The sequence below is a fragment of the Siphonobacter sp. SORGH_AS_1065 genome (assembly GCF_030818595.1).
Taxonomy (GTDB): Bacteria; Bacteroidota; Bacteroidia; order Cytophagales; family Spirosomataceae; genus Siphonobacter.
In genome coordinates this window covers 2720749-2742561 of the sequence record NZ_JAUTAM010000004.1, presented here as the reverse complement: position 1 = coordinate 2742561, position 21813 = coordinate 2720749, and the positions used below count along the sequence as shown (strand labels likewise).

The window sequence follows — 21813 nt, the reverse complement described above, 5'->3', positions numbered from 1 at the left end:
AAACGAGTTAATCAAAATACTTTTATTCCACTTTCTTCTTGCCGAAGATTTGATTGAACGTATTGTAATCCAGGTTAATCACAAAGCCCAGACCTGTTTCAATAACATATCCTTCTAATACGTTTTCAAGTTCATTTACCCGGTAGGCCCGAACCATATAACGACCATCGCGAGTGATGTTATAGTTCACAGAAATGTTATCAAACACCTGAGCATTATTCCGTTGAACGCCCGTATTATCTTCTAAAACGAAGTTTTTACCAACACTCACTGAAAGGCGACCGTTGAAAAAGCTTTTCGATAAACCAATATTCAAATCCGTTTTGGTAGCAGTTGAACCAGCATTTTGGGCAGTCTGGCCTGTGTTATTGTTGGCATAATCACTGGAGGAATTCAGACCTACATTTAAGTCAACTCCTTTAATCACATTAGAAGCCAGCCGATCTAATTGCTGAGAAAGAATCTTACTTACGCTAGTACGGGCTATGTTTTCGGCATTAATTAAGCTACCACCCCCACCGCTACCGGAGAAGAAATCAAAAGAGTTTTCAGGTAAGAAACTTCCTAAGACTAACAGGGCAAAAACCTGTTTATTGATTTCCGAAGGATCTTTTCTGAATTGCACCAGTTTAGCCTGTACCGCTTCCTTAATCTCAACCGAGGGAACTGTTGCTCCTTCAGGTAGTATTACATCAAAACTTAATTCTGGAGCAGCTAAATTACCTTCCATCTTTAGGGCTACATCAAAAGGTAATTTATTGGCATAAAGGTTACGACTGGTCCCAATATCTTGGCCATCCGTTTGACTTGCGATCAACTCCGAAACCCGAGCCTGAATGCGATATAAGGCTGTAATATCCAACGTAGCTTTCAAAGGATCTCCAGAGAATACGATACTGCTTCCCTTTTCGATTTCAAAGTCCCGCTTTAATACCTGATAAGTTAACGAGTAAGCTCCTTCCGTCACATCATAGCGTCCGAAGAGGCCAATATTACCAGCATCATCCATCGTTACGTTCAGACGGGCATTACCCTTGGCTCTCAGGTTATCCCCGCTTTGCTCATCTACAATGACATTGAATTCCGTAGCATCATTGATTTCTACGTCAATGGAAATGTTCGAATTTGCGAGCTGATCGAAGGTTATTTTAGTATTAAGTGTATCTGCTTTAGGCTTGCGGAGGTACTTGGCTAAAGCCGTACTGTCATTGGGTTGAATGAAGGTAATGATGCCCGCCGACTCTTCGGCGGATGGTCCCGAGTCAGGAATTACCATCGTAATTTTGCTGCCGTCTTCTACTTTCAGATTCCCGGTAACCGAAGGCGTTGACCCAGTTCCACGAATCCGAAGATTAGTTGTTAACGAAGCATTTCCATATACCAGTTCATTATCCCGGCGAGAGGCATTCAGCACATTGAATTGATTGGCCGTTACCTGAAGGCTATAACTAACGTCAGGTAAGTTGGCGATATTCACCGTTCCGTCCGTCGTAAAGGCGTGGCCTTCGCGGTCTTTTAAATCGAATTTATTGAATCGAATCGTTTGGTTATCGAAGACAATAGCCTCGTCATTAATGGTGTACGATTCATTCACAAACTTGACATTGAAACCTACATCATTGAAGTTAATCTGACCATTCAGTCGGGGTTTATCCACGGCTCCCTTCACCGTCATTTCGCCCTGCAAGGCTCCCTTCGTCTCGCGTAACTGACCGAAACTAAAGGCTTCGATGGTACGAGTATCCAATCGACGTAATTCTACATTCAAATCCAGAGCCTGGTCGGTGGAACTTGGGTTATAAAAACCACCCACATGAACATCATTCATTTCGCCCACAAGGGTTACATCCGCCTGAATCCGGTCGTCAGTCATGTTAGCAAATTTCGCCTGAAGGTTACCCAGGTTCTTTTGCATGACATTCAGACTGTCTACTTTCAGGTCGCCCGTGAAGCTCAGCTTTTTGTTGGTGCCTTCGGTACCGAGGTAATCTTTTACTACCACGTCGCCATTCAGCAAACCACCAGCCATCGTGCTATCCTGATTCGCCAGTTTCAGCAGATCACCAATAACCAGGTTTTTCAGTTCTACGTGTAAAGGAGCATTCGGGGTGGGCTCGGTACTGTTCACAATCAAGGCCTGATTATTGGTTTCCAGCCGGAATTTTTCCGCCACTACGCCTGCTTTGCTATATCGGATATAACCCGTGGTATCAGAATTCCAGTATTGATAATTGGTTAATAAAGCCTGCCGATCCAGATGTAATTCATAGGAGTCGCCCTGAATCCCCACCCGACCCGCAATTCCGAAACGATCATTGTTTACGGAATCCTTGTTCATTACTTTAAACTGTAACTGATTCTGAGCCGCTGACGCCGTGATATTTGTTGGGTATAAATGAAGCGACTGTTTGCGGATTTCACCGACTTGTCCCTGTAATACCAGTTTCCCGTCCGTAGAAGCCAGTTTCAGATTAGCTCCCGCAACCAACATCGAATCGTACTCAATAGGCCCGGCAGTAACGGAAATATTCAGGGTAGAATCTGCTCGTTTGCTATCCAGCGTAGCCTCAATTTTAACGGGCTCCAGGCGAGTTAAGCCAGGAACGAAAGCAAGTAATAGAGGATGCTGACGAACCCGCATTTTCAGCGTAAAGTCCGTTGGAGCTTTGGGAGCTTCCACCTTCATATCAGGAATCGTCACGTATTTATTAACCTCCGTCAGAGCCGCCGCTGCCAGATCGGCATACTGGAAGTTACCGCCCAGATCAAGCTCCGCGAAAGGGGTGCGAGCGATAATGGTTTTGCTCGTTCCTTCAGCATTCGCCGTCAGGTATAACGAATCCACCGGATAATTTTCCCCTTTCAGGTTAATATTCAGATTCTCCGTCCGCAGCGTTCCAATTAATTTTTCAGGATTGGTTGAAGCAAAATCCATTTGAATATTTCCTTGTACCTGGAACGGATCGGTGTACAATTTCAGGGCGTGTAAATCCAATTGTTCAATTGCTACGGTACCCTTTACCGTCGGAAACTCTCCCTTCATGTTGGCATTTGCCACCAGATTTAAGCGGGCATTGGGATCGTTAATCCCCCCTTTTACATCAAGCAAACCCTGATTTAAACTTCCCTTCGCCGCAAACTGACGATAAGTATACCCTTGCAACGTGGCCTCGGGTACGTTTACATCAAAGGTAGTACTCATGGTTTTGGGGTCAATTCCCCTTCCGTTAACCGTTGCCGTTGCAGTGATTGCTCCAAACTGTTGCGGTTGCATCAACCATTTTCCTAAATCCAATTGCTGAATGTTAGCCGTCCCGGCATAGGCCTGATTTTTCCCGGTTACGAAATTTTTAAGCTGTCCGTCAAAAGACAGATTTCCGTAAGAAGAATTCATGGCAATGTCCAGATCAATCGCATTCAATCGACCTTTTGCCGTTCCGGCCAGTTTCAATTGAGCCGGAATACTGATGGAATCGGGCAGAGAACCTTTAGGAGCCAGTTTCTTCACATCCGCCGAACTCGTCGTTGCATTCTCCAGCACGATGTTCAGCCCCATTTTTTCGGGATCAGTCGGATACGACACCTTCCCGTGAGCCTTGACTTTTGTAGAAGACAGAATGGAGAATTCAACCAGGGGTAAATTCAAATCCGCCAGTGAGCCTTTGGCCTGAATGGAGGCATTTAAGACGGCCTTTTCATTGCCTTTGAGGGGCGTGGTTTGAGCCAGACTCGGTACCAGTGTGATAATGTCCGCAAAAGAGATCCTATTCTGCGTCATGTTTACATCCACCAGCACTCGTTTGGCCTCAGCCGCTCGGGTAAGTTGTCCAAGCGAATCGAATTTTATGATTAATTTATCCTTCAACAGCGTACCTGGCGTCTGTACTATAAAGTTCGTTAACCCAATTTGCTGCGGACTGTAGAAGACATCGGCATCAAAACGCTGGAGGTTCACCCCACTTTTTTCCCGGAATTTACCCTGACGCAATTTTCCAGAGATCAGGTTAGGTTGATACACTAGCTCTTCTCCCGCCAACGTAAATCCTTTAATATCAATGTGGCTATAATCCAGCCCTTTGGGTTGCCGGGGGTTGTTATCATTATCGAACTTAATGTCATTATTAGCAAAGCGAACCCGACCAATTTTAGCCTTCCAACCCGCATTGGGGTCCTGGGGTTTTTCTTTATTATTTGGAGCGGGAGGGGCTTCGGGTTGCGGAGCTGTTTTACCCAACGTTGCCGTGATCTGGGAATTCATTAACTCCAGCGAACGAATAAGAGCCTGTTGTCCTTCCAGGTACAACTGATCTCCGGCCAAGTTCAGTTGTCCTACTTTTCCAGTACTACTGAATCCCGCTTCTTCGGCTCTGATATTCCAGGCGGTACGACTGAGTTGCCAGTCGCCCATGCGTAAATCCATGGTATCGCCCGGTACGGTTGCTGCATCGTTCACTTTTCCGGGAATGTCTATTCCCTTATAAATCCGGGCTTTTGCTACCAAACCACTGGACTTGATTTCATTCACATGGTAACGGGATTCAGCGGGGTTGATTTCATCAAATTTTCCGGTAAGCGTATCAACGGCAAAATGAATATCAGCCCCGGCGATATCATCGACGTAATGAATCCGAACGTCGTTCATCCCTACTCCCGACAGGCTTAGAGCTAGGGGAGCCGATGACGTATCCGCCGGATCGGCAGGAGCACCGGAAGAAAATGCGTCGATTAAGAAATTGAAGTTAAAAGCCGTATCTGGCAACGTTCGGGTTATGTTCAGACGAATCTTGTCAAGCTCAATCTGATTCAAAGCTACCCGACCCTGAATCAGACCCAGCATATCCAGATCGACCCGCAAGCGACCACCGCTGAGTAAGGTATCGCCTTTGGGCGTTTGGAAGTATACATCCTCCAACTGAATCCAGTCGGGAATCTGGTAACTGATTTTACCGATTCGAAAAGGGGTATTGAGTTTACTGGACAGATAGCGATTGGCCTGTTTGGTAACAAAGTTCTGCCCCCAAGTGGTTAGGCCTAAAACCAGCAGAAAGGCAATTACTAGCAGTAAGAGCCCACCAATGGAAGCCAGCGAAATTTTAAGTATTTTTCTTATATTCATATGTGTCAACTCGACAGCGGGAAGCCGAGACCCTACTTTTGTCTAAAGGGGTAATCCATTCCGGAATAAACCGTAAAACTGGGGAAATAGCTAGATATAATATGAACCATCACCTCAAGTTGTGGATTTTTTTACACTATTTTTTACAATCTAGTTCAAATTGATTTTTGAAAAGGCTTTCGTTAAGCGGGTGCTCTGTTCACCTTGCTTAACCAGAAATGTGCATTCAGGTCCGCTTTTCCTTTCTTTCTAAATGCTTCGAGTTTACCTTTGTCTACTTCCGTTCGAGGAGTATGATTTCCGTTGATGAATTAGAAAGCAGCTTCGCCTCCAAAGTTGCGTTTGAACACCTATGAAAATCTTTGCCCATTTTTGCCGACTACTGGTTGGTGTCATTTTCATCTTTTCGGGATTAATCAAGTTGAATGATCCCGTTGGCACCCAGATTAAACTGGAAGAATACTTCGAAGTTTTTGCTCAGGATTTCTCCGGTATGGCGGCCTTCTGGGAAGCTCTCGTTCCCTATGCTCTCTACTTTTCAATAGTACTGTGTTCGCTGGAAATTCTGGCCGGAGTAGCCCTATTAGTGCAGTGGAAACTACGCCGAACGGCCTGGTTTCTGGTGTTACTCTGCACCTTTTTTGCTTTTCTGACTTTCTATTCTGCGTACTTCAATAAAGTTACCGACTGCGGCTGTTTCGGAGAAATGATCAAGCTTCAGCCCTGGACTTCTTTCTGGAAAGACATTGTTTTGCTGGTATTATTACTAGTTGTCCTCTGGCAAAGAAACCTCTTCCGGGATACCCACACTACAGCAGTAATGGTTCTGGCCGTATTATTCTGCCTCGGTTTGGCTATTTATGCCGTTCGTTACCTGCCGCCTTACGACGGGCTAGCTTACGCCATTGGTGAGAATATTCCTGCCAACATGAAAAATCGGGAACCCTTCCGTTTTAAATACCTGGTCACAAAAGACGGCAAAGAAACCGAATTTGATCAGTATCCAACGGACACTACGTACCAGTTCAAGGAAATGATTGGTCCGCTCAATCCAGAGGCTGGCCCCCGCATTACCGACTACCGTTTATGGAATGGGGACACCGATTTCACCCAGGCTTCTTTTCAGGGAAATCATTTATTTTTGATTATTCAGGACGTTAACAAGGCCAATCTCAGTACGATTGATAACCTTCGGGCTTTGCTGAAAAGTCTGGAAGGATCATCCGTGCAACCCGCCATTCTTACCTCCTCCCCCGAAGACGATTTCAACGCTTTCCGTCACGAGTATCAATTAGCCGTTCCTTATTATTTCGCTGATTTCAAGGTTCTTAAAACCATTGTCCGTAGTAATCCCGGTTTGTGGCTGTTATCCAATGGTACGGTTCGGGGTAAATGGAGCTTCGCCAGCGTTCCTTCCAAAGAAACCATCCTTGAAAAAGTGAATCCATGAGGCCTTCCGTTCGTTACCTTTGGCCTGCCTACCTTTTGTTTCTGATCCCCATATTTACTTATGGCTGGTTTCTGAATGCATTTGCAATTAATCTTCCCTGGGCGGATGATTCGGCTTTTATGCTGTATATCCATCATCGTTCATTACCGAGCGATACCTGGGCTACGTTCTGGGCGGATACCTTCCGCCAGCACATTGACCACCGCATTGCCACGCCTCGATTATTGATCTGGCTGACCACTCTGCTTCAGGGCGAACTGAATTTTCGCACAACAATTATTCTTGGAAACCTAAGTGTGCTGGCTTCGGTGGGTTTATTATACCGTTCCTTTCGTCGTAGCGGTCATCGGTTCTGGTTATTTGTGCCCGTTTCTTTCCTTATTTTTCAGCCTGTTCACTACGTAGATTCCCTCTGGACGATCTGTGTGTATCAACATAATTTTCTTATTTTCTGGGTATTACTAGCTCTGGAGTGCTTACAGTTTTCACGGGCCTGGGCTTTTATTCTGGCCATTCTTGCTGCTCTGGCGGCTACTTATTCGGGCGGAAACGGCATGTTCCTCTGGTTACCCGGATTGCTCGTATTACTCATTCAGAAAAAGTACCGCTGGGCTGGCCTTTGGGCAGTGATCGTCGGGGTCGGTGGCATCCTGTATTTTGTTGGCCTACAAACCAGTCAGGAAACGCACATTAAAGAGAGTCTTTCCCAGCCCCTGGAAGTCATTAAATGTGCAGCCGTTTTTCTGGGCGGCATGACCTCAGCCTTTAGCCTGGCCAATGCTCCAGCAATCGGATTAGGGTTAGTCATCAGTTTGATTCTTGTGCTGTCTCTCTTATTGGTTACCCGCAAAACGCTATCCTTATCAACGCTGGGGTTATTACTTTTTCTGGCGATGTCCGCTGGAGCCGTAGCCCTTTCCCGTTCCTGGAGCGGCATTGCTATTACGGATCGTTATCAGATCTACGCCGCATTTGCTCTGACGGCGGCCTACCCTGCTTGTTATTGACTTGCTGCGTCCTTCGCTTCGGAATAGCATGGGGGTAGCCGCTATTTTTGCTTCCATTCTTTTCTGGATTTCAGCCTGGTACGAAAAGTATCCGCTCCTGATTAAATGCCGGGATTCTCTCCTCTGTGAAAGCTCCAACTGGCAGCGAAATGGCAGATTTCTGGATGTATTACTTTTCCATAATCAGGCTTTTCAATATGCCTACGTTCCCCTCATTACCAAACAGATTTACCAGTTCCCAGCGGCTATTTCCATTCCTGATTCGGCGGCATCAACGGTTCTGAAAGACACCCTTGCCCTTCAGTATGATCCTTCTTTTCCTGGAAAACTTATTACTGTCAAATCTGAGCAGATTGATTTAAATTCAGGCCCGGTTTATCTGATTCTGAAATCCGCGAACAGTCAATGGCTGGCTCCCTTTCTGGCTAAACCGAATGGCAAGGTTCAGTTTCTGAAAACGGGTAAGCCTTTGTTTCAGGGTGGTACGGCTCAGTTCATGACGGAATCCTTACCTCGGGGCATGTATCAATTAGGGCTTGTTCAACAGCATAAGTTATACTGGTTACCACAGTACTTTACAAAAACAGATTAGGATCTCTAAACCAGCCTAACAGAATTAAAAGGTATTACATGAAGAATATTTTTTTACTAGGTATGCCCTCTTCCGGCAAGAGCACGCTGGGACGAAGCCTGGCCCGTGAAATTGGCTACGAGTTTGTGGACATGGATAAGCGAATTGAGATTCGTGAGTTACTGACAATTGCTGAAATTTTCAATTTAAAAGGAGAACCCTATTTCCGAACCGTAGAAAGTGAAATGCTTCGGAGCTTTCCGGCTGATGCGGGCCTGGTTGTTTCGACGGGTGGTGGCGTTCCGTGTTTTCATGATAACATGGCCTTTATTAAGGAAAATGGCGTTAGCCTTTTTCTGGATGTTCCCCCGAAAATTCTGGCGGACCGGATCCTTCACACCAAAAAAAATGATCGGCCTCTGCTGGTTACTGAAGACCCGGCGGAGTTACTAGCGGCCCTGGAAACTAAAATTGCTAACCGTCGAAACTACTACGAACAGGCAGACGTAACCATCGCCGGAGAAACCGATGTGCAAACGATGCTGGAAATTTTGAGGCACCTTCAGGTAATAAGTAGTTGATAGTTTTCAGCTTATTAACTGATAGTCAACATTTTATAACAGGACCGTAGCGTAGTAACTAATTACAAAATTTAGAGGCTGTCTAAAATAAGATTTAACTAAATTAAGAAAGCCTCTCCCTGCTTTGGGGGACCATTGGATGGAAGAGTTTATGAAGAATGTCCCCGAATTTCATCCGGGACTATCCAGACCGGGGCTATCCGTGTTGAATTCCTTCGGGGTTATTTCTCGTAAACCTATTGTAACAACAACCCCAGCGGGGTTAAATTATGAATAGCCCCGGATGAAATCCGGGGACAACGCGGCCATACGGTTGATAATGATAATTATCTCATACCTACAAGGATACGTCATTACGTGATCATCAGCGTCTGTCATTCCGAACGAAGCGAAGGATCTTATGACCTTTTTCAAGTTGGTTGGGTCATGCAAAAACTTGACTAAGCCAGCCCCGCCCCATTCTACCCAAGGTCTCTTGTTGCGTTCGGAGAACCCCATCCGCAGTCGCTCGGCTCTAGCCGAGTGACTACCTAGCTCTAGGCCTCTGGCCGGTAGACTGCGAACCAATAGGGATCAGCCAACAATTTTTTCCCCATCAAAACAGACTTGCTAACATCGGCCAGAGGCCTACCAGACTACAGCGTCACTCGGCTAGAGCCGAGCAACTGCAAAGGGGCCATAAAAAAGACGCTGTGAAATGATCACAGCGTCTTTTTACTTGTATTGTAACTCTGAATTAGAAATACGTTCCAATGGTTAAAACGGCACTGGTCGTTTGGTTTTTGATACGAGCCGAAGCGTAGGTAGTAGCATCCGCCAGAATATAAGGTGAGTAAGCCGAGTTTTGCTGACTATACAGCACCGTTCCGTCGATGTAGAAGTTATTAGTTTTGTAACCAACCCCTCCCGAATACACAACACGACTCCGATCCAGGTTATTAAATTGAGCTATCTGCTGATAGGGATCCTGATAGTAGCTTGCTCCCGCTCTAACACTAACATTGTTGATTCGGTATTCACCTCCTACTTTCAGATTAACAACGTTACGATAGGTTCTCTTGATTACACCTGTGTAATAGCCATCCCGTAAACCGCCATCAGCATTATTATCATTCGAAGATAATTTCATTCCAGAATATCCTACGTACTCCGCATCGGCAGAGATGAAACCTGATTTGCCGAAGAAAATTCCAACACCACCGTTCAACCTCATAGGCGTACGAAGTCGGTAACGAGACTCAAAAGGAAGGATAGATAAGTTTGGTACGCTAGTAATTAATGCAGAAGTTCCCTGATAGCTAATACCGTATCCCGCTGACCGCAACGCAGTTGGTAAATTATTGGTATACTCCGGGTTAGTTTCTGCATTAATCAGGAAAGGCCGTGCCAGACTTGTTTGCAAGCTTTGACCCGCTGATTCACTAATGGTATACCAAGTGGGGCTAGTTACAGAAACGCCTAATCGAATCACATCATTCGGACGATAAATAAGGCCCCCTTTTAAGGTAAAACCATTCCCAGAAGTCGTCAAGTCATTGGTATAAGAAAAACCACTGATGGCTGCTGCGTTTTCAAAGCTTTCATTCATGGTTTTCGTATTGGTATAATTCATTCGAGCCAAGGAAAGACCAAGCCCTACATAAAGTTTGTTACGATAGTTAGCTCCGTAAGAAAGATTCCAGCTACTGGTGAATCCTGTACTGGTTGAAAGGAAAGATTGGTTAGCAGCTTTTCCCTGCTCTGTCCCTATATAGGGATACCCCTTCTGGCTAGTTGGATCAATCAATAGGCCATAATAAAACATGGACGTTGGGTAATCGAAAACGTTACCGTTATTCTCTAAATCTCTTCTAAAATCATCTACCACAACCCCCTGCTGTGAACCCGTAGCTTCGTTATTAGCTAGTTCAGCAAAATAGTCAGCCATGGAGCTTTGGTTGTTACGTCCGCCAAACCTGATTGAATTTTTGAACAAATTCTGTCTTGAATACCCAAGTCCCCAGGCTCCTCCCTGCCAGCCCCCTGACTGAACCGGATTACGGTTTCTTCCCGCAAAAACAGCCGACAGGTTTCCAACAGAAAACTGACTGGCATTACTATTCTGCGTGTTATTGAGATACTGAGAAGAATTAGTAATCTGATTGAACTGAGGGGTAATGCTCAATTCTGAACGAGTGTAAAAGCCCAAACCCGCCGGGTTACCGGTGATGTTGCTAATATCTGCACCAATAGCCGAGTGATTTCCACCCATAGCCTGCATACGAGCCGAACCTTGTGGATTACTCTGAGAAAAAAGACGGGACAATGATTCATAACTATTGTCCTGTGCCATTGCTGCCTGTGATACTACTAACAAAGCAGCGACATAGAGAAGACGTTTCATGGTCAATATATAGGCTCGATCAAAATATAAAATAGCTTACGGAAAAAGCAGTGCCAGATATACTCCAGGCCAACTACACGGTTAAATAACGAAAACCCCGTCAATTCTGTTGAATTAACGGGGTTTAATGTGCGTTAAAGTTTGTTAAGCGAATTATCTCGGTCCACGGGAGCGAGCTCCGCCACCACCACCGCCGCCACTATTCATGGAAGGAGCTGGAGCTGAGTAACTCCGGGCCGGAGCTGAGTTATTCCAGGAATTCGAGTTATTGTTCCAGCTATTCGAACGGCTGTTGTTGTCATTATTCCAGCTACGTGAGTACGTGTTATTCTGACGATCTACCGTTCCGTTTCCACTACGGTAGCTATTCGAATTGTCTGAACCAGAGTAGCCTTGCGTCTCACGTCGAGGACGTGAATAATAGCTGTTGTTATCAGAAGAGCCGTTGTAAGCACTCCGACCACCACGGGCATTATTTGTTCCTACACTTGCTGAATTCCGGTTAAAATCGCCATTGTAAGCCGATTGTGAACGACCATAGTTAGCATTTCTTGGACGGCTGTAAGAGCTATTACCATTATCAATAGGTTGCGTTATGACTGTTCCGCCGCCATAATAACCCCCTCCATAATAAGGATAACCCAGGCCACCATAACCCCAGCCACCGTAGTAAGGGCTACCCCATCCACCATAACCAAAGCCATAGGGATTGTAAGCCCAGCTACTGCCATACCAGGGATCATACAGGCTGCCCCAGTAACCTCCACCCATGCCCCACATACTCCAGGGACGGTAGAAGCTGCTGCCAATGCCTAGACCAATCGAAAGGCCGGGGCCGAAACCACCAAAGCCATTGTACAGCCCACCGTAATAAGGCGAGCCAAACATGCTATAGCTATTCCAGGAATTCCATCCATATGGATTCCAGTTCCCAAAGCCTGAGTTATAGGCGTAGTTGTTATTGTAATTATTATAGCCGTACAGATTGTCGTATACGCCGTTTCCTGCGTAATGACGATTGTTATATTTATCGGCCAGTGTCTGGTTGTAATATTCGTTCCCCGCGAGGTTCTGCCCTTTGGTCTGATCTTCTACAACGTCATTTTGTTTATTACTGTAGGCCATGGCCCGGACATCCGAAGAAGAAGAATAAAGGTCGTCATACACGAAGGAACGTTGGGTAGATGGACTACATCCCCAAACACCCGCCAGAAGGGCTACCGCCAGGTATTTTGAAACATTCCTCATTTTCATGATCTTATGGGTTTTGAAGTTAATTTTTACCTTCAATGTGACAGTATTCGTTGCGACTGTTACAAACTTAATGCTAAAACGTATCTTTGCAATCCTCTAAAAAGACTTTAACTTTTATTAACGACAATTTTAACATTTGACTTCGTTAGCATTGATTTCACTTAGTTACCGATTGACAATCAATCTACTAAGTTTAATTAACTAACAGTCAATTTCTCAGAAAAATTCCATGAGCAAAGGCATTACATCCCGCAATGAAGATTACTCCGAGTGGTACCTTGACTTGGTCAAACGGGCCGATCTCGCTGAAAACTCTGCGGTACGGGGCTGCATGGTCATCAAACCCTATGGTTATTCCATTTGGGAAAAAATGCAGCGGGCTCTCGACGACAAGTTCAAAGAAACTGGACACGTTAATGCGTACTTCCCGCTGTTTATTCCTAAATCTTACTTATCAAAAGAAGCGAGCCACGTCGAAGGCTTCGCCAAGGAATGTGCGGTTGTTACCCATTACCGTCTGAAGAATGCCCCGGATGGTTCGGGAGTAATCGTTGATCCAGAGGCTAAACTGGAAGAAGAACTCATTGTTCGTCCTACTTCTGAAACAGTGATCTGGAGTACTTATAAAAACTGGGTGCAGTCGTACCGTGACCTGCCATTGCTGATTAACCAGTGGGCCAACGTTGTTCGCTGGGAAATGCGTACGCGTCTGTTCCTTCGCACGGCAGAGTTTCTCTGGCAGGAAGGCCACACCGCTCACGCTACTTCAGAGGAAGCCGTAGCAGAAGCGGAACAAATGCTGGAAGTGTATGCTAAATTTGCGGAAGAATGGCTGGCTCTACCCGTGATTCGCGGGGTCAAAACGCCGAACGAGCGTTTTGCCGGAGCCGTGGAGACGTACTGTATCGAGGCCATGATGCAGGATGGAAAAGCTCTTCAGGCGGGAACTTCGCACTTCCTGGGTCAGAATTTTGCGAAAGCGTTTGACGTGCAGTTCCTCGGGAAAGATAATAAACTCGAATACGTATGGGGAACAAGCTGGGGCGTTTCTACGCGTCTGATGGGTGCGTTGATTATGGCTCACTCGGATGATCAGGGTTTGGTATTACCTCCCAAACTGGCTCCAATTCAGGTAGTTATCGTTCCTATTTTCCGGAATGATGAGCAATTGAATGCTATCTATGATCGTCTGGAACCCATCATCAAAGAACTGAAAGCCAAAGGCATTTCGGTGAAATTTGATGATTCCTCTGCGGAAAAACCAGGCTGGAAATTTGCTGAATATGAGCTTCGCGGCGTACCCGTTCGGATGGCCATTGGGGCTCGTGATCTCGAAAATGGAACGACGGAATTAGCTCGTCGCGACACCAAGGAGAAACAGGTGGTTGCCATTGACGGCATCGTTGAAACCATCCAGAACTTACTGGAAGACATTCAGCAAAACATCTATAACAAAGCTCTGAAATTCAGAGAAGAAAACACGTTCAAAGTCGATACCTGGGAAGAATTCCAGGAGAAAATCGAACAGGGCGGATTCCTGCTGGCTCACTGGGACGAAACCTCAGAAACCGAAGATCAGATCAAGGACGCAACGAAAGCAACCATCCGTTGTATCCCTCTGGATTCGCCCGAAGAAGAAGGCGTTTGTATCTTCTCGGGTAAACCTTCCAAGCGTCGCGTCATCTTCGCCAGAGCGTACTAGTTTACCGTTTTCTATGGTTAGTTTTCAGTTGTTATGAAAACTAATATTTCAATAGCCTCTGTACATGGCAGAGGCTATTTTTGTTTTAGAACTCTAAACACTTGTTCTATGAAATGGGCTTTTCTGTCTTTAGTCCTGTTGCCCTCATTTTCGCTACACGCCACCGTAACACCGAATAGTTTGTTCAGCGATCATTTGGTATTACAACGCGGCGTTGAGGTGCCCATTTGGGGAACCGCTACTTCCGATGAATCGGTCACGGTAAGAGTTGCCGGACAAAGCATTCGGACACAGGCGAAAGACGGCAAATGGATGGTAAAACTCAAACCCTTACCCGCCGGTGGGCCTTATACCATGACCATTCAGGGCTCTAACCTGATCACTATTTCAGACATACTCGTAGGGGACGTCTGGATTGCCAGCGGGCAGTCCAACATGGAGCGGCAACTAGGCCCGCGTGAAGGGCAGAAGCTGATTGATAACTGGGAAAAAGAACGCGACGCGGCTCATTACCCGCAAATTCGGCAATATGCCCTAACCAAAAATTACGCCCCGGCTCCGGTTTATGACACCTACCACGAGTGGGTCGTTTGCTCGCCCAAAACCGTGAGCGATTTTACTGCCGTGGGCTACTTCTTTGCCCGTGACTTATACAAGACCTATCAGGTACCCATCGGTATTATTCTGACGGCTTACGGCGGTTCTCCGGCTCAAAACTGGATGAGCCGGGAAGCCCTGGAAGCTACGCCCGAACTGAAAAAGCTGGTAGAAGCCTACGATAAATCGCTGCGATACGAACCCAATACTGTCAGTTCATTGAATAAAAAAATGGAACCCCTCTGGGCTAAATACCGGACTGATTCTTTACAGGCGGTTCAGGAGCAAAAGTCCTTACCCAAACGCCCCGTACAGCCTTACCATACGCAGCAGGGATCTTACGTCAGCGGTTTATATAACGGAATGCTCAAGCCGCTGATTCCTTATGCAATCAAAGGGGTAATCTGGTATCAGGGTGAAAATAATGCTCATCAGTCGAAGTTATATCAGACCATGTTCCCGGCCCTGATTGCCCAATGGCGGTCGGAATGGCAGCAGGGGGATTTTCCTTTTTTATTCGTACAAATTGCTCCATTTAAGATGATGCCACCCGAAATTCGGGAAGCCCAGTTGATTAGTTTAAAAAAGACGAAAAATACGGCGATGGTCGTGACTACCGACTGTGGTGACGCAAACGATATTCATCCTACGAATAAAAAGCCCGTAGGTGAGCGATTGAGCCGGGCAGCCAAGGTGTTGGCTTATGGTGAAAAAATGGAATACTCCGGCCCGATTTATGAGTCCATGCGAGTAAAAGGGAATCTGGTTATCCTTAAATTCAGTCACACAGGCAGGGGACTAATAACCCCTGATACCGCGTTGAAAGGATTTACCATCGCTGGAGCCGATCAGAAGTTCGTGCCGGCTCAGGCCCGAATCAAGGGAAAGACAGTACTTGTTTTCAGTGAAAGAGTACCCAATCCCGTTGCGGTTCGCTACGGCTGGACGCAAGTGCCTGACGTGAATCTCTACAACAAAGAAGGGTTACCTGCTTCACCCTTTCGGACGGATGGATGGAACGAATGAAATCGTTTTCATCAAAAGGGTATCTATCTGTTTATTTTCTCTGTGTTACTTAACTATTGCTTAGCATCTCTGGAACTATCAATCGTAAAACTAAATCTTTACCTATCACAGCCTTATGTTTCAAAAGTTACTCACCTTTTCCCTGCTGATCACTAGTTCGCTGGTTAGTTATGGACAATCCGAAAAACTCTGGTACAAAGCCCCCGCCGAAATATGGACAGAAGCCTTGCCCGTGGGTAATGGACGAATCGGCGGTATGATTTTCGGTCGCCCCGAGCAGGAACTTATTCAATTAAATGAGTCTACGCTTTGGTCAGGCGGGCCTGTTCAGCCGGGTGTCAATCCTCAGGCAGCCTCATACTTACCGCAGGTTCGGGAAGCTCTGGCGGCGGAAGATTACCCCAAAGCAGTGGCTTTGCTCAAGAAAATGCAGGGTCATTATACCCAGAGCTATATGCCCATGGGTGATCTGAAGATTATTCAATCGGTATCTTCCCCCCAGAATTATTACCGCGATCTGGATCTTAATCAGGCCTTGGCCACTACCCGTTTTACGAGTAATGGGGTTACGTATACCCGTGAGATCTTTACTTCTGCTCCCGATCAGGTCATGGTTATTCGGCTAAAAGCCAGCAAGCCGGGGGCTCTTTCTTTTGATGTTCAGAGCAGTAGCCCATTGCGGTTCAGTAAAAGTTCCAGAGGCACGAACGAACTGGTTATCCATGGAAAAGCTCCTGCTCAGGTAGACCCTAACTACTATAACTCGCCTTCACGCAAACCCATCATTTACGAAGACGCTTCGGGTTGTAAGGGCATGCGATTTCAGTTTCAGGTTCGAGCCCTTACGAAAACAGGTCAGGTTCAGGCGGATACGGCTGGAATTCATGTCAAAAACGCCAGTGAAGTGGTGTTGTTAGTATCCACTGCGACGAGTTTCAACGGGTTTGACAAATGCCCCGACAGCGAAGGTAAAGACGAAAAAAAGTTAGCTGATACTTACCTGAATCAGGCCGCTTCTAAAGCTTATGAAACGTTACTCGCCCGCCATATTGCTGATTATCAGAAGTACTACAAACGGGTTACCTTTCAGCTAAACGATTCGAATACACCTTCTACTTTAGCTTCCAACGAGCGACTGGATGCCTATTCTCAGGGAGCGAAAGATCCTTCCCTGGAAACGCTTTACTTTAATTACGGTCGGTATTTGCTCATTTCCAGCTCTCGTCCGGGCGGTGCAGCGGCTAACTTGCAGGGCATCTGGAATCATCACATGCGGGCTCCCTGGAGTTCAAATTATACGATCAACATTAATACCCAGATGAACTACTGGCCGGCAGAGGTTACTAACCTTTCCGAGCTGCATCAGCCTTTATTTGAACTGACGAAAAACATTTCGAAGACGGGTGTTCAGACGGCCAAAGAATATTATAACCTGCCCGGCTGGGTGGCTCACCACAACTCCGACATTTGGGCAGCCTCTAACGCCGTGGGTGATGTGGGCGATGGCGATCCCATGTGGGCCAACTGGAACGAAGCCGCCGGCTGGCTTTCGCAGCACTTGTGGGAACATTACGCCTTTACCCGCGATAAAAAGTTCCTGAAAGAAACGGCATATCCGGTCATGAAAGGGGCCGCTACGTTTTTGTTAGGTTACCTGATCGAAGACAAAGACGGTTACCTCATCACATCGCCCTCCACTTCTCCCGAAAACTCATTCATTAATTCCGATGGGAAACGGGCTTATGTAACCGTCGGTTCGACGATGGATATGTCTATTATCTGGGATTTATTTACGAATCTCATTGAAGCTTCGGAAACGCTGGGCACTGATGCAGAATTCCGAAAGGTATTAATTGAGAAAAAGAAGAAATTACTACCCCTGCACATTGGGCACAAGGGTAACTTGCAGGAATGGTACAAAGATTGGGAAGACGAAGATCCGCATCATCGTCACGTGTCGCACTTATTTGGCTTACACCCCGGTCGGCAGATCTCGCCCCTGGCTACCCCCGATTTTGCCAAGGCTGCCCGCACCTCGCTCGAACTTCGCGGCGACGAAGGAACCGGCTGGAGTAAAGCCTGGAAAATTAACTTCTGGGCCCGACTGCTCGACGGTGACCATGCCTATTCGCTGATTCGTCAATTACTGCATTATACCCGCGAAAACGGCACCGCCTACCAACGCGGTGGCGGCACGTATCCTAACTTCTTTGATGCTCACCCCCCCTTCCAGATTGACGGTAACTTTGGTGGTACCGCTGGTATGACCGAAATGTTACTGCAAAGTCACCTGCACGAGCTGCATTTATTAGCCGCGTTACCCAAAGCCTGGTCTGAAGGCCGGGTAACGGGGTTGAAGGCTCGCGGCGGTTTTGAGGTAGATATGCGTTGGAAAGACGGTCAGTTACAATCGGGTCGCATCCTTTCGCTTCAGGGAGAGCCCTGTAAAGTAAGGACCGATCATCCCATTCAGGTGAAAGGCGTTTCTGCCAAACCACAACAGGAAAACGGCTATTACCTGCTAACCTTCCCAACCCAGAAAGGGAAGAGTTATGAGATTAGTGCTTTGAAGTAGTTATCGTTTGAGAAGTTTGATTCTGCTTGAGAAATCTGGCTTTGTTTGAACATCGTTTGAATGAGTAAGGGGTTTGAAGGTTGGAGTAATCATCCAACCTTCAAACCCTTTCAAGCTTTCTATCCCTTACCAAAGTCTCTTACAAAGAGAACTTTTCAGAAGCTGTCTAAAATTTATAATCAAAGACCCTATTTCGAATCAGGGCTTCTGCAGGCTTGAGGGATAACGGTAGGTGGAACCTGCCTTAGGGTAGGAACGAGATGGAAACTCACACTAGGGGGTAGCAGGCTTATTTCTTTACCTGTCATCTCGAACGAAGAGAGAGACCTTCTGAGGAATGGGACGGGGTTAGTCAAGTTACCGCATGACCCAACCAGCTCGACAAAGGCCATAAGATCCTTCCTTGGCAGTCGCTCGGCTCTAGCCAAGTGACGCTGTAGTCTGGCAGGCCTCTGGCCGATGGTAGCAAGTCTGTTTTGATTAGGGAAAAATTATTGGATGACCCCCTACTGGTTCGCAGTCTACCGGCCAGAGGCCTAGAGTCAGGTAGTCACTCGGCTAGAGCCGAGCGACTGCGGAGGTGGAACCTGCTTTAGGGTAGGAACGAGATGGAAACTCACACCAGAGGGTAGCAGGCTTATTTCTTTACCTGTCATCTCGAACGAAGAGAGAGACCTTCTGAGGAATGGGACGGGGCGGGGTTAGTCAAGTTACCGTATAACTCAACCAGCTCGAGACGACAAAGGTCATAAGATCCTTCGCTTCGCTCTGAATGACAGACGATTATGATGAGTGTTGATGTCTGCTTCAGGCATGCAATGACCTTACATACTAACCGTGTCCCCGGATTTCATCCGAGGCTACTCATATTCAACCCCGCTGGGGTTTCTATTACAATAGTTTTCAAATAACCCCGGAGAGGGTTAAACACGAATAGCCCCGAGCCCCGGATGAAATCCGGGGAGGCAACATTCATAAGGCTCCCTTTCACTCTCAACCACAGATTACACCCTAAACTCTTCCTCTAATCGTCCCCAGAAGTAGATAGAGGCTTACTACTTTTATTGAAACCTTATTTTTCAAACCAGATCAAATAAAAGTCAAACCAAATCAACCTGCTCTAACTGTTTTCAAACCTTTCAAACGCCAAAATCCACCACTGCTGGCTATCTTTTTTTAGGGTTTTTACGTCATTACAAACACCCCAGAAATTATTAGAAGTTGATGAGAATCTTTTCTTTAGGAACCGCCAGATTTAGTTTTGTCGTTATGGTAAATGGCAAAGAATGTTAGTACTTTTCATTTCTGAGCCTGCTGAAGTTTTGTTTCCCATGTTTTTAGTACAACTACTACCCTCGCATTGATTCTTTAAAAATTATGACGATTCATGTATTAAATCACACAGTTCGGAAACTGGCCGAGCTGTTTTTCCCAGATAAGCTCACTCATTCTTCAACCAAACATCTCATTGAATCGGCAAAAGCTTATCAGGCGGAATCGCTGGAGGCTTTCATTGCAGATTTAACAGAAAAGGCCTTCACCGTTGATCTGGCTTTAGTAAAGCACGAAAAAACCGAAGACGATTTCTGGAAATGGAAAGAAGAAAGTGAACACCCTTTTGTCTTTTTCGAGAAAACGGAGGATGGTTATCGACCCATCATTGCCGGAAAAGATCTAAAAAAGGGGAAGCCTTACCATTTTTCGATTGAAGAATCGGGCGAGCAAACCATCACCGGAGACGGGATTAATCCCGTCAAAAACAAACATGGTAAAGTAGTCTTTCTCACGGCGTTTCCTATGCACCCGCTCACGAAAGAAGGCGGTAATAACGAAGAGGCCGAACACGTCAACCCCTGGCGACGCACCTTACAGCTCTTCAAAAACGAACGTCGGGATATCTATTACCTCTATCTTTACGCTATTGTTTCGGGTTTAATCGCCTTGAGCTTACCCCTGGGAAGTCAGGCTATTGTAGGTCTGATTCAGGGAGGATTGGTCTTTTCTTCCGTATACCTGCTAGCCGCTCTGGTTATTGTGGGAACCTTAATCACAGGTATCTTACAGATCGTTCAGGTTTCGATTGTGGAGGTTCTTCAGCAACGCATTTTTGCCAAAGCTGCTTTTGAATACGTCTACCGCATTCCCCGCATTAAGATTGAGTCGCTGAGCAAGTATTATGCTCCCGAGTTGATGAACCGCTTTTTCGATATCCTCACGATTCAAAAAGCCCTGCCGAAAGTACTGATTGATATTACAGGAGCCGTCATTCAGATTTCCTTCGGTTTGTTACTGCTCTTTGCGTATCACCCGATGTTCATCGTCTTCGGAGTAATGACCATTATCCTGATCTTCTTTATCTTTCGGGTGAATGCCAGTAAAGGTCTGGAGACCAGCCTTAATGAATCCAAGTACAAGTATAAAGTAGCTCAATGGCTGGAAGACATCGCCCGAACGCTGAATAGCTTTAAAGTGGTGGGAAAAACCAATCTTCCTTTACAGAAAATGGACGATCTGGTGAGTCGCTATCTGCTGTATCGTGAGAAGCACTTCAAAATCCTGCTCCGCATTTTCTACTATATGGTTGCCTTTAAAACGCTGGTCATCGCGGCTCTGCTGATTTTGGGTATCTTCCTGGTCGTAGATCGTCAGATTACGTTAGGACAATTTGTGGCTTCTGACATCATTATCGTCCTGATTGTAAGCTCCGTAGAAAAGTTAATTACCAGTATTGACACGATTTTTGACTTGGTCACAGCAACGGAGAAAATGAGTGCAGTAACGGACTTACCACTAGAAAGAACCGGGGGTATTAACGTTCCCATTCGTGATCAGGAATTTTCGATGCAGACGCACAATCTTTCCTATCGTTACCCCGATGGTAAACGGGCTATTCTCCAGGGCCTCAACCTTTCCATCAAAGCAGGTGAACGCATTGCCGTCACTGGTAAAAACGGCGGTGGGAAAAATACGCTGCTCCGGGTTTTAAGCGGTATTCTGAATGATTACGAAGGCAGTATTTCGGTAAATGGGTTTTCGTTGCGGGACATTCAATTAAATGATTTCCGCAACGCCGTGGCCAAAAACGTTTCCCACGAAGAAATTTTCGACGGTACTATTCTGGAAAACATTACCATGGGCCGGACAAACATTACCATAGAAGATGTTCGCTGGGTTATTGAAAGTCTGAATCTAACGGAAAAAATCAGTCAGTTACCCAATGGTCTGGACACTCAGATGCTGTCTTCGGGACAACGTTTCTCGGAAAGTTTCAACGCTAAGATTACCGTAGCCCGTTGCATCGTGGAGCGGCCTAAGTTGTTGATTTTCTCTGATTTTTACGGATTACTGGATCGGGAAGAAAAAATACAGCTCATCAAGTTTGTGTGCGATCCTTCTCATCCCTGGACATTCATTACCATTTCCCACGACCCTGAAATTCTGTCGGCTTGCGACCGGGTTTTAATTCTGGAAAATGGCAAAATTGTTAGTGACGGACCTTATTGATTTCCTAGCTCCCGTGTAGTTTACAGACCTGTTTGACACAGAAACTA

11 protein-coding genes are annotated in these 21813 nt (G+C 46.2%); 8 read left to right on the top strand and 3 right to left on the bottom strand.

All coding sequences use genetic code 11. The annotated features are described in order from the left end of the window. Nucleotides 1-22: 22 nt before the first annotated feature. Nucleotides 23-5116 carry a translocation/assembly module TamB domain-containing protein gene (locus tag QE390_RS12050; RefSeq protein ID WP_307142318.1) on the bottom strand — a complete coding sequence of 1698 codons (5094 nt, stop codon included), beginning with the start codon at nt 5114-5116 and terminating at the stop codon, nt 23-25. Nucleotides 5117-5468: 352 nt separating this feature from the next. Here QE390_RS12050 and QE390_RS12045 point away from each other — a divergent pair, with 352 nt between their 5' ends. The 4 genes from QE390_RS12045 to QE390_RS12030 are packed head-to-tail and all read left to right on the top strand — an operon-like array spanning nt 5469 to nt 8725. Then, nucleotides 5469-6566: a BT_3928 family protein gene (locus tag QE390_RS12045; RefSeq protein ID WP_307142317.1), complete on the top strand. Its 1098-nt coding sequence runs from the start codon at nt 5469-5471 to the stop codon at nt 6564-6566. Beyond that, nucleotides 6563-7573 carry a hypothetical protein gene (locus QE390_RS12040; protein WP_307142316.1) on the top strand — a complete coding sequence of 337 codons (1011 nt, stop codon included), beginning with the start codon at nt 6563-6565 and terminating at the stop codon, nt 7571-7573. The genes QE390_RS12045 and QE390_RS12040 overlap by 4 nt, the downstream gene beginning before the upstream one ends. A 1-nt stretch (nt 7574) precedes the next feature. After that, on the top strand, nt 7575-8165 hold the full coding sequence (locus QE390_RS12035) for a hypothetical protein (protein WP_307142315.1): 591 nt from the start codon (nt 7575-7577) through the stop codon (nt 8163-8165). Nucleotides 8166-8203: 38 nt separating this feature from the next. Then, a complete protein-coding gene (locus QE390_RS12030) occupies nt 8204-8725 on the top strand; it encodes a shikimate kinase (RefSeq protein WP_106636207.1) in 522 nt (173 codons plus the stop codon). 736 nt (nt 8726-9461) lie between these two features. On the opposite strand, the gene QE390_RS12025 is transcribed toward QE390_RS12030, so the two are convergent. Together QE390_RS12025 and QE390_RS12020 are read right to left on the bottom strand one after the other, a co-directional pair. Next, nucleotides 9462-11108 carry an OmpP1/FadL family transporter gene (locus tag QE390_RS12025; protein WP_307142314.1) on the bottom strand — a complete coding sequence of 549 codons (1647 nt, stop codon included), beginning with the start codon at nt 11106-11108 and terminating at the stop codon, nt 9462-9464. Nucleotides 11109-11261: 153 nt separating this feature from the next. Next, complete coding sequence (locus QE390_RS12020; protein WP_307142313.1) at nt 11262-12362, bottom strand: hypothetical protein; 1101 nt, start codon at nt 12360-12362, stop codon at nt 11262-11264. Nucleotides 12363-12591: 229 nt separating this feature from the next. Between QE390_RS12020 and proS the strand changes: the two genes are divergently transcribed. The 4 genes from proS (at nt 12592) to QE390_RS12000 (ending at nt 21766) form a co-directional block, all read left to right on the top strand. Further along, complete coding sequence (proS, locus tag QE390_RS12015) at nt 12592-14064, top strand: proline--tRNA ligase (RefSeq protein ID WP_106636202.1); 1473 nt, start codon at nt 12592-12594, stop codon at nt 14062-14064. Nucleotides 14065-14172: 108 nt separating this feature from the next. After that, entirely contained in the window at nt 14173-15687 is a 1515-nt protein-coding gene (locus QE390_RS12010; RefSeq protein ID WP_307142312.1) for a sialate O-acetylesterase, read from the top strand. A gap of 115 nt (nt 15688-15802) precedes the next feature. After that, complete coding sequence (locus QE390_RS12005) at nt 15803-18262, top strand: glycoside hydrolase family 95 protein (RefSeq protein WP_307142311.1); 2460 nt, start codon at nt 15803-15805, stop codon at nt 18260-18262. Nucleotides 18263-19639: 1377 nt separating this feature from the next. Continuing rightward, entirely contained in the window at nt 19640-21766 is a 2127-nt protein-coding gene (locus tag QE390_RS12000) for a peptidase domain-containing ABC transporter (protein ID WP_307142310.1), read from the top strand. The last annotated feature ends 47 nt before the right edge of the window (nt 21767-21813 follow it).

Coding starts and splice junctions, on each gene's coding strand:
- QE390_RS12045 (WP_307142317.1), top strand. CDS start 5,469: ATGAAAATCTTTGCCCATTTTTGCCGACTACTGGTTGGTGTCATTTTC.
- QE390_RS12005 (WP_307142311.1), top strand. CDS start 15,803: ATGTTTCAAAAGTTACTCACCTTTTCCCTGCTGATCACTAGTTCGCTG.
- QE390_RS12020 (WP_307142313.1), bottom strand. CDS start 12,362: ATGAAAATGAGGAATGTTTCAAAATACCTGGCGGTAGCCCTTCTGGCG.
- proS (WP_106636202.1), top strand. CDS start 12,592: ATGAGCAAAGGCATTACATCCCGCAATGAAGATTACTCCGAGTGGTAC.
- QE390_RS12010 (WP_307142312.1), top strand. CDS start 14,173: ATGAAATGGGCTTTTCTGTCTTTAGTCCTGTTGCCCTCATTTTCGCTA.
- QE390_RS12000 (WP_307142310.1), top strand. CDS start 19,640: ATGACGATTCATGTATTAAATCACACAGTTCGGAAACTGGCCGAGCTG.
- QE390_RS12030 (WP_106636207.1), top strand. CDS start 8,204: ATGAAGAATATTTTTTTACTAGGTATGCCCTCTTCCGGCAAGAGCACG.
- QE390_RS12025 (WP_307142314.1), bottom strand. CDS start 11,108: ATGAAACGTCTTCTCTATGTCGCTGCTTTGTTAGTAGTATCACAGGCA.
- QE390_RS12050 (WP_307142318.1), bottom strand. CDS start 5,116: ATGAATATAAGAAAAATACTTAAAATTTCGCTGGCTTCCATTGGTGGG.
- QE390_RS12040 (WP_307142316.1), top strand. CDS start 6,563: ATGAGGCCTTCCGTTCGTTACCTTTGGCCTGCCTACCTTTTGTTTCTG.